The sequence below is a fragment of the Azospirillum himalayense genome (assembly GCF_042657465.1).
Taxonomy (GTDB): domain Bacteria; phylum Pseudomonadota; class Alphaproteobacteria; order Azospirillales; family Azospirillaceae; genus Azospirillum; species Azospirillum himalayense.
This window is the reverse complement of sequence record NZ_JBHSLC010000006.1, coordinates 62,107-74,546: the sequence shown is the minus strand read 5'-3', so window position 1 is coordinate 74,546 and position 12,440 is coordinate 62,107. Positions and strand designations below refer to the sequence as shown.

Below are 12,440 nucleotides of genomic sequence, written 5' to 3'. Positions count from 1 at the left end.
CAACCGAGGCGGACTGGAAAGGCGGACCAACCGAAATAGATCGTTTGGACAGCGCCCATCGAACCGCGTCCGGTCTTCCTTCCGCATCGAACTCTTGCTAGCCTTGCGACGGTTTTTGCGCCGCCGCCCTTTGCCAGGGCAACCGGGCGAGATCCCGGCAATCCGTACGATGCCGATCCGTTCTTCACAAAGAAAAGTGCAAAAACCGTGTTCGAAGAAGAACGGGCAAAATGCTGATAACCATTGTCACGCCGTCTCTCAACCGCCACGATTATATTCGAAATGCACTGGAAAGTCTGGCCGGTCAGGAGATCGACAAGGTCGAACATATCATTGTCGATGGCGGATCGACCGATGGCACCATCGACATGGTGCGCCGCGATTATCCGAAGACCACTCTGATCGTCGAACAAGACAGAAACCTCTACGACGCGATCAACAAGGGACTGCGGGCGGCGTCCGGGGACGTGATCGGACTGCTCAACACCGACGACCAGCTTCTGCCCGGGGCCTTGGCCGCCGTGCGGGACGGCTTCGCCCGCCATCCCCTGGCCGATTCCGTATGCGGCGGATGCGAGGTCCGCCCGGCCGGCTCCCCGCTGTCCACGCCGGCCTCCGCGGTCTTCAACAGTCCTGCGATGAAGGCTCTGCGCCCCCAGGATGTGATGTCCGGCCTGATCCTGCTGAACGGACGGTTCTTTCGGCGCCAGCTGTTCAACCGGGTGGGCCTGTTCGACGCGGAGTTCCCGATCCTGGCGGACCGCGACTTTCTGGCGCGATGTTTGCTGTCGGGCCTGCGGACCGCGGTGATCGAGCCGGTGGTCTACGCTTACGGCGCCCATGCCGGATCGTTGACCTTCAGCGACCAGATCAATCCTCACTGCCTGCACGAGGCGGTGCGGCTGGCACGCCACCGTCTGGCCGCCGCGACAACGCCGGAGGAACACGCCTTCTACAAACGGTGGCATGGATGGGCGGTGGGGTACGAGCTGTTGAGCCTGCGCGGCACTCCCGCGGCGAGCGGACGTATGGCCGAACTGACACGTGACGCCTTTGCGAAGGCCCCCGGCTGGCCGATGGAATTCCTGAACCACTTGGCGTGGCACATGCGGACGCGGGGCGAGCGGTCCTGAGGCCGCCCCGCAACGGCCGCGGCATGGCCGCCGAGGCCGGCGGACCGGACATTGGACCAACAAATTTGCGCGCCGGCCCTTTCCGTCCCCCGGTCCGCTGCCGTATGGTGCGCACGGCATCGGGCCGCATTTTGCGCCACAAACGAGACGAACGATGGAAGAGCCCCTGGTCAGCGTCGTCATACCGGTTTTCAACCGGGCCCACACGTTGCACCGCGCCATCGACAGCGTAAAGGCCCAGGACTTCGACGCGTGGGAACTGATTGTGGTGGATGACGGCTCCACCGACCAGAGCGACGCCATCCCCGCATCCTACGGCGACGCGCGCATCCGGGTTCTGCGGCATGCCACCAACCGCGGTGCGGCGGCCGCACGCAACAGCGGGGTGGAGGCGGCGCGAGGGCGCTTCATCGCCTTCCTGGACTCCGACGACGAATGGCTTCCCGGCAAGCTGTCCGCCCAGGTCGCCGCCGTGGATGCGCCCAACGCGCCCGACGCGCTGTGCACCGGCTTCGTCCTGCACCGGGAACGGACCGGGCAGACCAGCGAGCGGTGGCCGCGTGCCGACGGGTCCTGGTTCGAGACGATCCTCGACGGCTGCTACGTTTCCCCCGGTTCCACCCTGATGGTGCGCCGCGACTGCTTCACCATGGTCGGCCCGCTGGACGAGTCACTGCCTCGGTTGGAGGATTGGGACTGGCTGCTGCGCTTCATGGAGCGCTTCACCTTCGATTGCGTCCCGGTTCTGGGCGCCGTCGTCCATGTCAGCACACCGGCTCGGTCGGAGGCGGTCGCCGCCGCCATCGACCGGCTGCAGGCGCTGCACGCCGATCGCGTCCTGCGCGTCGCCGGCCCGGCCGGGCTCCGGCGTTTCCAGGCCAGCCTGGCCATTGAGCAGGCGGTCGCCGCGGTGCACGAACAGCTCTACTCCGGCGCCTTCGCCCACATGGCCCGCGCCTTCGGCCTGTCGCCGCGCCGCGCCGCCCGTTTTCTGGCCCGCGCCACCGTCCGGACGCGCTGACGCGGGGCTGGACCTCAAACGCTTCGGGCCCTCAAATCTCAGGCCATGACCGCCACGCCGGAATGCCGGGAAATCCGGCGTGCCCGCCATCGCTCAAGGGGGGATTCGATCAGGACGACGACGACGACCGCCAGGGCGATGGTCATCAACGCCGTGCAAATCGCCTGGGATGAAGGATCGTCCGGCAGAGACAGCCAGCCCACAAGCATCCCTGTCTGGTTCTTGGCGATGAAATGGCCGAGATATATCGGAAATGACAGTTCGCCAAGGAAACGGTCCACGCGGCTCCGGCTCGTCGCCTTGAAAAGGATGGGAATCATCAGGACAAGGATGGAATAATACATCAGCTCTCCGTCGGTGAACAAGCTGGTGACGGAGGAGGACTGCGGCAGGAATTGGAACAGGATTGTTGCAAGCCAGACCGTGGCGACGGCGATGGCGGCAACGCCCGTCGGGACCGTCCGGCGCTCGAAGGCCAGATAGAGGTGGCACGACAGGCTGCCGAGAAGAAAGGTCCCAATCTCGATGGGAAAGAAGCGATAAGTCCAGGGATCGTTGCTAAACCCCTGCTGATAGAGCCAAGCCCGAGCCACCAGGCTCGCGCCCAGCAGCGCCAGAACGACCGGAACCCGGCGCACGCAGAATGGCGCGATCAGGTAGAACGCCAATTCCAGAGGCAAGGACCAAGCCTGCTGCACGAAAAGGTAATGGTAGACTTGGTGCGGCTCATTGCGGAAATTGGGCGTGAAATACAGCGCGCCATCCGCGTCCATGCCAACAAACAGGGTTGCGTCCTGCCCGAACAAAAAAATGTTCGAGAAAGCCAAGTAAATCTTTGTGATCGGCTGCATCACATCCTAATTTTGCTGAAAAAAACTCAATGTCATCATGGATTGCAATGGAGCACCAGCCAACTGCGCCAGCTGAATGGATATTTCCATTAGAAGAAAAACCCAATAAGTTGGGAATATCCGAAAAAATCTTGCTTCATAAAAAGCTCGGCTCTGATCGTATTTCTTGTTGAGAACCAGAGTTATTAGAAATCCGGACACGATGTAGAAAGCCTGCACGGAATTCGTGCCGAACGTCATTCTCAGGCCGAACGGTGGCGCGGTGTGGGCGAACACCACGGCAAGCGCCAACAGAAACCTGAGAACACCCATGTCGCCTCCCCACCGCCGGCTCGCGATCTATACGTTCCACGCCCCGCAGGACGCTTCCCGCGGGCCGATTCCCGGCTACTGGCCCTACAGACGCCAGAGATCCACGCCAGAGGGCCGGCGCCCGCGGTCGAGCAGACCCTTGACGTCCATGACGAGACCGCGCCCGTCCTTCAACAGGCCGGTCACCAGCTCCCAGCCCTCGGTCCGATAGGCGGCGTGGGGCACCGCCAGGACCACGACGTCGGCCGGTGGCAGCGCCGCGCGCGGAGTCAGCGTGAGACCGTATTCGTGCGCGACCTCGTCCGCCGCGGCGAGCGGGTCATGCACGGCGACCTCCACTCCAAAACTGCGCAGTTCGTTCACGATGTCGACGACACGGGTGTTGCGGATGTCGGGCACGTCCTCCTTGAAGGTCAGGCCCAGCACTGTGGCGCGCAGCGGGCCGGGCCGGGCCGCCCGGCTGCGCAGAAGCCGCTTCACCGTCTCCTGCGCCACATACTGGCCCATGGTGTCGTTGATGCGACGGCCGGCCAGGATGACCTCCGGGTTGTGGCCCAGCTGTTCGGCCCGGTGGGTCAGGTAGTAGGGGTCCACGCCGATGCAGTGGCCGCCGACCAGACCCGGCTGGAACTTCAGGAAATTCCACTTGGTACCGGCGGCGGCCAGCACGTCGCGGGTGTCGATGCCCAGGCGGTGGAAGATCACCGCCAGTTCGTTCATGAGCGCGATGTTGACGTCGCGCTGCGTGTTCTCGATCACCTTGGCCGCCTCCGCCACGGCGATGGAGGCGGCCTCGTGCACGCCGGCCTTCACCACGCTGCCGTAGACCGCGGCGACGAGTTCCCGCGTCGCCGGGTCGGAGCCGGAGACGACCTTGGTGATCGTCTCGAACCGGTGCTCCTTGTCGCCGGGGTTGATGCGCTCCGGCGAATAGCCGACGGTGAAGTCCCGCCCGTAGGTCAGGCCCGATTCGGCTTCCAGCACCGGCACGCAGTCCATTTCCGTGGCGCCGGGATAGACGGTGGATTCGTAAACCACCACGTCGCCGCGCTTCAGATGCCGCCCGACGGTGCGGCTGGCGGCCAGCAGCGGGCGCAGGTCGGGGCGCTTGGCGTCGTCGATGGGGGTCGGCACGGTGACGATGTGGAAGTCGGCCTGCGCCAGATCCGCCGGGTCGTCGGTCAGGTGCAGGCGGGCCTCCGCCAGGTCCGCGTCCGGAACCTCGCCCGTGTGGTCGTGCCCGTCCCGCAGCGCCGCGATGCGGCGCGCGTCGATGTCGAAGGCGACCACGGGAACACCCGACCGACCGAACGCGACGGCCACGGGCAGGCCGACATAGCCGAGTCCGATCACCGAGATGCGGCGTGCGTGATCGACGATTTCATTGTGGCCGAAGGCGGCTTCCCTCACGCTGCCCATTGCACGTTCTCCAAGTTCATTTCTGCTCGCACGCCATAATCGCGCTGCCGCATTTCAATAGCCGAATTTCATCCCGCCCCCGCCAACAAAAGGAGGCAAGCCCGGCTAACCCACCATGAGATGTTCCGGCCAAGACAGCAGGGCGGTTCCGGCGTTCCCCCGCTGCAGACGGTAGCCCCGGCACGGTTGCCAGCGGCCATCGGCCGCAAGGCGCTCGACCGCGAGCAGAACGAAGTCTCCCTCCAGCCGGAGGTGGACGCCTGCGAGATCCGCCTCGTCGAGCGGTCCGGTGTCCCGGTACAGGCGCAGAACGATGCCGTCCTCCGCGCTGCCCTCCAGGCCCAGACGCAAGCTGCCCACCAGTTCGCAGTAACGAAGGAACGCCCCCAAGGGACGCACCCACAGCGAACCGGAACGGGCCAGAGCCGCGGCCCTCTCCAGCCATCGCGGAGGCGGAGCGGAAGGGCTCCGAAGCCAATCCCCGAAAATCGGCCCCCGCACCACCGCACCACCCCCCCGCTCCAGAAGCTGTGGCAGGAGATCCTCCGCAACGCCCAGGCCGTGATGACGGACGCCCCGGATCAGCGTTCCATCCGCCAGCCGGTCGGAAACCACGATGGCGTTCCCCCCACGTGCCTTCACAGGATCGGGACCATTCGGTTCGTTGATGGGTGGACCCAGCCCAACCCTGTCGGTGCGGTGTCCGGCAAGACAGAAGAAGCGGACGCCACTCCGCACCAGCAGGTCGCCGTGGGCCTGCGCCCCGTTCCGGTTCACGGCCTGGGCTGGGTCATCCCATGACCCGGTAAGGTCGAAAGCCGAAGGCGCGTTCCAGCGGTTTGCCCAGACCGGGGGAACCGCCCCGTCGGCCGCCAGACGCTCCAGCCATGCCGCCACCCGATTTCCCTCCGGCCTGTTATCCGGCCCGTCACCGCCGGTCCCGCTGTACCCGTCGAAGGCCTGGATCGCGCCGCTTCGGACGAGGGAAGCCAGTTGCCCGGCCCAAGGGGTGGGGGTCGCTCCGCCGTCCTCCGGAAAATAGCCGGGAGCACCCACGCGAACGGGACGGACCGGCAGGCTGAGGGAAACCGGCAGCCGGGAGCCCGCGTCGTCACACGCCAGCCACGTCAGCGCGGCGTCCAGTTCCGCCATGGAGCCCGGAGCGCCGGCGTCCAGAAGAGCCAACCCGGCCTGGCAGGATGAGGGCCAAGGCTGAATGGTGACCGTTGCGGCATGGTCCGGGACGGGTATAGGAGCCGCTGGCAGGGTGCGCCCGCCCGCCGTCGCGTAATCCTTCCATGCCGCCGGCCCCAGCCGGGAGAGGCCGTTCACCGCGCGCAGAAGATTGTCCTCGCTGTACACGAGGCGGTACCAATCGGCTCCCCGCCGTCCGGCGTCCGGCAGAAGATTTGGATCGCGGGCGCATTCCCTCAACCGCTGCAGGATGTCGCGGCGGGTGCGCACGTTCAGGACCGGCGGCGGCACCGGGTAGCTCAACAAGTTGAAGGGGGCTAGGTAGGTAAGGACCGGCTTGCCCATGCACAGCGCCTCGAAGCTGACGCTGCCCAGCGAGCCGACTGCGAACTGATCGACGATGACATCGGCGGCTGCATACAAATCGAACAGCCTGGGTTTGGAATAGCACTCCTCCAACAGCAGGACACGACTGGCCAGGGCCGGATCGCCGGCCAAGCGGGAACGCGTGGCGTCGAAATCGGCGCCCCAACCCGTCACGATCAGGGTTGCCGAGGGATGCTCTGCGGCAAAGGCGGCGAAGGCGTCGATGAACAGGCTGGAACGCTTCCACCGCTCGTCCACCCGGGACGCCATGAAGAACAGCAGCCCGTCCTCCGGCCAGCCGAACTCCCGTCTTATCCGGGTGCCGTCGCGCGGCTGGCGCAGCAGTTCGGTGTTCACGTTCGGCAAACAGGCGTAGGCGACGTTGCGGCCGATGCCCTTGGCCTGGAGCGCCTCGTGGATCTCCAGATCGCACCCGTAGGCGTCGATGACGAACCTGTCGCTGTCGAGAAGGAACGCGAACGCCTCCGCAAGCACCGGATCGCGTTCCTGCGGGTCCTTGAGCTGGACCCGGATGTCCCCGCCGTAGGTCACGTAGATTGTCGGGCGGTCGGCGAAGAAGGCCGCGACGGCGGCGTGGAACCCGAAGGCAACGATGACGTCGAAGCCCTCCATCCAGATGATCGTGTCCAGGCAGGTCCGCCTGTACCGGCGCAGCCGCGCAGCGGCGGCCGGCGACAACCGTCCGGCGGCGCAGGCGGCGGACAAACGCCGGTTCGCCTTCCCCCCGTCGGCGACGCGGCGAATCCATCGTGTCAGCGCGGAGCAGCGCGGCGGTTCGGCGACAAGGTCGCCCGGCTCCCAGCCGGCCTGCGCCTCCAGGCGGCGCCATTCCTCCGCCTGCCAGGGATGTTCCATGACCTCGGCGAAGGACAGCTCGAGAGCCCGCGCCTCCCAGATCGGACGGGCGAAGGGAAACAAATCCCTTCCGTCGTCCACGAGCTGCGCGAAGCAACCGCGTTCGCGCAGAATCCGGGTCATGTTGAAAGCGTTGTTGGCTATGTTGCCGCACAGGGCGACGCGCAGCCCGGTATGCTCCATGGCGGCCTCTTTCACGCTTTTTCCGCGACCAGTTCCAGAATGGCCGGCAGTCCGTAGAAGCGCCGGGGATAGGCGGGTTCCGGCGGTTCGACGGCCGAATCGAGCACCACGTCCCCTTCCTGCCCGCTGGCCAGTATCCGCAGGCCGGCGGCCCGTACCTGCCCGTGCAGCCAATCGCGGCGCACGAGCATTTGGGTGGACGCCCCGGAAAAGGCGCGCGTGGTCATTGCAAGCGCGGTCCGGGCCATTCCCCAATCGCCCCGCCGGATGCCGCGGTCGATCAGCAGATGGGCGTACCAGCCCCAACTGTTGGCGTTGAGGTAGATGCGACCGCCGGAGCGAAGGACGCGATGCGCTTCGCGCAGGCATCCGGGCATCTCCGTGAACATGAAGACGCCATAGCAGAAGACCGCGTCCACCGATCCGTCCGGCAAGGGAAGCGTCTCCGCGCGGGCGGCGGCATGGGCGCAATTGTCCAATCCCATCGCCCCGGCCAATGTCCGGGCCATGGCGAGACGGCTGCCGTTCGGATCGACCCCCGTCACCCGCCGGTTGCCCTCCGCCAGCACGCAGCTCCATTGCCCGATGCCGCAGCCAAGATCCAAGACCGTGTCGAACCCGAGGAAACCGAGGGCGGCGATCCGCCGGCGGTAGTAGGCAACGGTGCGTAGACCGCACAGCTCATGCTCGGCGAACGCACGCTCCGCCGGGGACAGGCGCTCCCACAGGGTTCCGGGCAACGGCCAGCCGGCAGCATGGATGCGATGCAGGGTGGCGTCGTCGCGGGTCTCGCTCATGACCAAATGTCCGGCAGGCGATCTTGCGCCACAGTGACCGAATAGCGACCGGTTTCGTCGGGGCCGTTGTGGCGGATCGGCAGTTCCCGGCCATGGTGGAGCACGGCGACGGGCAGGGATGGGTCGATATAGAGGGTCAGGCCCGCCGGGTCCAGAACAGCGTGCGGCGGATCGTGCAGTTCAATCCGGCCGATCCCCTGCCCACCGGAAAGCCGGACGCTGGATACCGCCTCCGCGTAACGCAGAAGACGGGCGAGACCGGCTACCCACAGGCGCCCCTCGTCCCGCTCCCGCGCCAGATGACGAAAAGGCGCCAGGAACAGTTCCGGCCGGGCCAGAACCTCGTCGATGCTGCCTGGAACCAGACGGTCGGGTGCGCGGCGCAAGACTCCCAGATGTTGGTAGAGGACCGCGACGCCCTGCCCGGCGTAGAGCCGCTCCAGGGCCAGCAGCCGGATCTGCGAGGTCAGCGAGGTCAGATTGGGGGCGTGCCGCCCCGTTCCCCGCAGGCGCCGGACCCCGAGAAGGGCCGTTCCGTCCTGAAGCGTCTCCGGCTGCAGAAGCGGCTCCGGATCTGGCCGGGGGGTTTCGATGCACAGGCTGTCGGTCCATACGAACCGGACGCCCTGGGCTGCGAACAGATCGCTGTGATAGGCCGGATCGCCCGGTCGGTCGCCGGCATGGTAGTCGGCATCGGTTCCGACATTCTGCCGGTTGTCGGCGCTGCCGTGGTTGGTAAAAACCGGCAGCTTCACCCCCAGCCTGCCAAGCGCTTCGTAGGCGTACAGGGCATGGTCCCGCGTGAAGCCGCCGCCCTCGAAATCCCCGAAGGCGTGATTGGTGTCGATCCATCCGGCCCGCAGACAGTCGTCCAGCCGGTCCGCCTCCCGGCCGCGGGCGGCCCCGGGAAGCGGTTCGGCGAAATAGGCGAGGCTGGCGCCGGTCCGGTCGTAGAAGAACAGGCTGGTCGTCACCTCCAGGCCAAGCCCCTTCCCGAACGGCGTCCGCCCACGGCCGTTGAGATAGGACATCAGGGCATGGAAGAATCCGGCCTCGAACCCCTCCGCGTCGCTGGAGATCGCCAGGGCTCCCAGAAAAGGATAGGGCAGCGCCCGCAGGCGCGGGACGGCAGGCCGAAGATGGGAATGCAGGATCATCGGACCGCTCGGCCTTTTCCGTTCAAGAGGGCCGGTGCGACGCGTTCCCCGTCAGGCCTTGCCGGATCGTGGAGAACAGCCGGCTCAGGCCGGCGCGTTCGGTTAGATGGCCCCAGCCCCACCGCGAGGCGCCGTCCGGCGAGAGGCTGGCGATGTGGGCGGCATGGCGTTTCTCGAGACCGCGCACCATGACGATCAACTGGTCGTCGGGGAAACGGGACAAGTTCATGAACAGGTTCTGGGTCATGTGGTCGCCCAGCCGTTCCATGTAGGCGTCGACATCCCCGATCCGGCCCTTGCGGAGCAGATCGTCGTACAGGCCGGTGCCCGGAAACGGCAGCGGGAACTGGAAATAGGCCGGAATGTTCAGCCGGCGCAGCCAAGCCTCGTTGACGGCGAGGGATTCCTCGTCGTCGCCGGGGAAACCGTACAGCATGGCCAGGACGGAGGGGGCGAGGTCGTGGCGCTGCAATTGTTCGAGGGCGCCGATGAGCGTCGCCGCGTCGAATCCCTTCTGCATTTCCGTGAGGATGCGGTCGTCGAAGGACTCCACGCCGATCGAGACCTCATAGAAATTGGCGGACTTGAACGCCTCCATGATGGAATCGTCCAGACGGTCGGCCCGCGCGCCGCCCACCCAGAAAAAGCAGTCCGGCAGTTCCTCCGCCACCCGCTTGCAAAACTCAAGAACCCATTTCTTGTTCGTATTGAAGGTCTCATCATAAAACGCGATGTTGTTTACGCCGAATGTGTCTCTCGCGTATTTTATGTGGTTGATGACGTAATCGACGCTGTGTCGGCTGGTTTGTCTTCCATAATTCCGATAGCAGAAGGTGCAGGTAAAGGGGCACCCGCGTTCGGTGAACATGATGAAGTAATTGCTGATGACCTCCAGCGGAATTCCCATGCGCTTGGCCAGACGGGCCAGGGCGGGGCGCTTCCCGGTGTTGCGAGTGTAAAGGTCCATGTCGACCAAGTCGTAGGCCGGCAGGGGCAGGTTGTCGAGTTCACCGATCCTGTGCCGGTTTCCCGTCCGCCGCACGGTCCCGTCCTCCGCCTTGTAGGCGATTCCGGTGACGGTCTCCAGGGGAGTGCCGGTCAGCAACGCCGTCACGAACGGAACGATGGTGTCCTCGCCCTCGCCGATCCCGACCGCGTCCAGGACCGTGTTCTTCAGCACGTCCTCCGGACAGGGCGTGGCAAAGCTGCCGCCGCCGATCAGCTTGGTGTCCGGAGACTGTTCCCGGATGAAGGCGGCGAGACGCTTGATGTAGTAGTACACGGTCGTCATGCCCGAAAAGGCGACGATCGGCGGCGCGTGCTGCCGGAAGAAGAGATGCACCTCATCCTCGTCCCACCGCAGCGCGTTGAGATCGAGGATATCGACGCGGATGCCGGCCTTGCGGAGGACGGCGGCCAGATACAGGCATCCGAACGGCGGATCGGTCGGCTGGAATTCCAACATCACCGGCGGATACACCAGCAGAACGTCGGGCCGCTTCTCCATATCCGGTACGCGCATATTGGTCTCCAGGGACGGCGATGGGTCGGGCAGCAGCCCGGTGGTCAGCGGAACGTGTAACTTTCCAGGGTTTCGTTGTAAGTGCGGACGTATCCGGGCCCTTCCTCGGTCAGCATGGTCCCGGCGGACCAGATTTCGCAATCGCTGCAGACGTCGAAGGATTCGAACCTGTTGCCGAGAAGTTCGTCACGGACGAGGGCGTAGCGTTCTCCCGTCCAGATGGCGTCCAAGGGCGCCGTGTTCAGGTCTCCGACGGACACGACCCCCCGCCACCCGACGTCGTTCATCGTCTTGCAGCAGAGGGAAACCTCTCCGTCGGGGAACACCACCGATTGGAACCAGGGCGTGGCACAGGGATAACGCTCCCCCTTGTCGTAGAATTCGGCACGGTCGAGGGGACGCCCCGTTGCCACGTCCTGACGGCTCAGCGCATAGAAGGTGATGTAATCGAGCCCTGTCTTCCGCCATTTCGCCAGGAAGGCGTCCCGTTCCTCTAGACTCTGGGGCTGGAGAATGAAGGACGCGCCGACGCGGGTGCCGCGGGGCTTCGCCTTGGCCAGAAAATCGAGGATATGGCGCTCCAACCGGTCTAGGTCGTCGCCACGGATCGAATGGTAGGTGTCGGCGTTCAGCGCATCGACGCTGAACATGACCGAATCGATCCCGCTATCGGCCAGGGCTGATGCCTTCTCGGGTGTCAGAAGCGTTCCGTTGGTGGTCAGATGCACATGGGGAACCCCCAGCTCCTTTGCCCGGGCGATGTAGTCGATCGCCTTCTTGTGCATCAGAACCTCTTCGATCTGCCCGAACTGCAGCGTGACGCCCAGATCCGCCGCATACTCCGCGATCTTTTCGAAGGTCTCCGGTGTCATCGATCGGTATTCATCGAAATAATCCGACCGGTGCCCGGCCCGGTAGGCGGGCGAGTGATACGGGCACATGATGCATTTCAAATTGCACTTGTTGAGAACGATCACATGCAGGCTGAGCGGGTGCGGAAAAAAGCGTTCCACCCGGTCGATCAGGTCACGGCGCAGGGCCGCCGGCGCGGGGTGCCACGGCACCCAGGACAGGCCCCAGGCGGCGAGAACGCGCGGAGTCAGCGGAACCGGACCGGAGGGGGCCGGACCGGAGGGGAGAGGGCCGGATGGAGCGCTCCGGAACAGCTTGCGGGCGGATTTGCGCAAGCGGTCCAGGGGACCTTCGTTCCCGCCGTCGAGCGGGGTGGCCGCCCCCATGCCGGCCAGGGCCGGTTCGGCAACCGACAGAAAGTCGTTCGGCCGGGGCGCGTAATAGAGGGCTCCGGGCCGCTGCAGCACCGCAGCGACGAAGGCCTCCACCGTGTCCGCGTCGCCACCGGTCTCCACCGGATAGTTCACCACCACGACAGGCCCGCCGGCCCGCGCCGCGCGGTTCCAGGCGCGGCGGGTTTCCGCATCCTCGACCGCAGTCACCTTATGGACGCGCCACCCCCGCCCCGCCAAGCGGGCCTGCAGCACAGCGGAAGTACTGGCCTTGGAGGTGAGGATGAGATCCATATCGGTTGCGCACTCCCAAGATAAGCATGAGCGTAGCGCAATCATGCACATCCGGTGCTAATTGTCTGTTA

Annotated in this window: 10 protein-coding genes; 2 read left to right on the top strand and 8 right to left on the bottom strand. The window is 65.5% G+C overall.

What is annotated here, in order from left to right:
* Nucleotides 1–230: 230 nt before the first annotated feature.
* Nucleotides 231–1,133 carry a glycosyltransferase family 2 protein gene (locus ACFPMG_RS04835; RefSeq protein ID WP_376994072.1) on the top strand — a complete coding sequence of 301 codons (903 nt, stop codon included), beginning with the start codon at nt 231–233 and terminating at the stop codon, nt 1,131–1,133.
* Between the two features lie 154 nt (nt 1,134–1,287).
* Complete coding sequence (locus ACFPMG_RS04830; protein ID WP_376994071.1) at nt 1,288–2,154, top strand: glycosyltransferase family 2 protein; 867 nt, start codon at nt 1,288–1,290, stop codon at nt 2,152–2,154.
* A gap of 38 nt (nt 2,155–2,192) precedes the next feature.
* Here the strand turns inward: ACFPMG_RS04830 and ACFPMG_RS04825 are convergent, their stop codons facing one another.
* The 8 genes from ACFPMG_RS04825 to ACFPMG_RS04790 all read right to left on the bottom strand — a co-directional run bounded on the left by ACFPMG_RS04825 (nt 2,193) and on the right by ACFPMG_RS04790 (nt 12,420).
* On the bottom strand, nt 2,193–3,005 hold the full coding sequence (locus ACFPMG_RS04825; protein WP_376994070.1) for an acyltransferase family protein: 813 nt from the start codon (nt 3,003–3,005) through the stop codon (nt 2,193–2,195).
* A gap of 6 nt (nt 3,006–3,011) precedes the next feature.
* On the bottom strand, nt 3,012–3,317 hold the full coding sequence (locus ACFPMG_RS04820; protein WP_376994069.1) for an acyltransferase family protein: 306 nt from the start codon (nt 3,315–3,317) through the stop codon (nt 3,012–3,014).
* 84 nt (nt 3,318–3,401) lie between these two features.
* Nucleotides 3,402–4,736, bottom strand: coding sequence for a nucleotide sugar dehydrogenase (locus tag ACFPMG_RS04815; RefSeq protein WP_376994068.1), 1,335 nt, complete (start codon nt 4,734–4,736; stop codon nt 3,402–3,404).
* 105 nt (nt 4,737–4,841) lie between these two features.
* Nucleotides 4,842–7,355, bottom strand: a complete 2,514-nt coding sequence (locus ACFPMG_RS04810) for a glycosyltransferase (protein ID WP_376994067.1) — start codon at nt 7,353–7,355, stop codon at nt 4,842–4,844.
* 11 nt (nt 7,356–7,366) lie between these two features.
* Entirely contained in the window at nt 7,367–8,152 is a 786-nt protein-coding gene (locus ACFPMG_RS04805; protein ID WP_376994066.1) for a methyltransferase domain-containing protein, read from the bottom strand.
* The gene (locus ACFPMG_RS04800) at nt 8,149–9,309 is read right to left on the bottom strand and encodes a hypothetical protein (RefSeq protein WP_376994065.1); all 1,161 of its coding nucleotides are present in this window, start codon (nt 9,307–9,309) and stop codon (nt 8,149–8,151) included. Before ACFPMG_RS04800 ends, ACFPMG_RS04805 begins: the two co-directional genes overlap by 4 nt.
* Nucleotides 9,310–9,331: 22 nt before the next feature.
* Entirely contained in the window at nt 9,332–10,972 is a 1,641-nt protein-coding gene (locus ACFPMG_RS04795) for a B12-binding domain-containing radical SAM protein (protein WP_376994064.1), read from the bottom strand.
* Nucleotides 10,876–12,420 carry a radical SAM/SPASM domain-containing protein gene (locus ACFPMG_RS04790; protein ID WP_376994063.1) on the bottom strand — a complete coding sequence of 515 codons (1,545 nt, stop codon included), beginning with the start codon at nt 12,418–12,420 and terminating at the stop codon, nt 10,876–10,878. Before ACFPMG_RS04790 ends, ACFPMG_RS04795 begins: the two co-directional genes overlap by 97 nt.
* Nucleotides 12,421–12,440 lie beyond the last annotated feature (20 nt).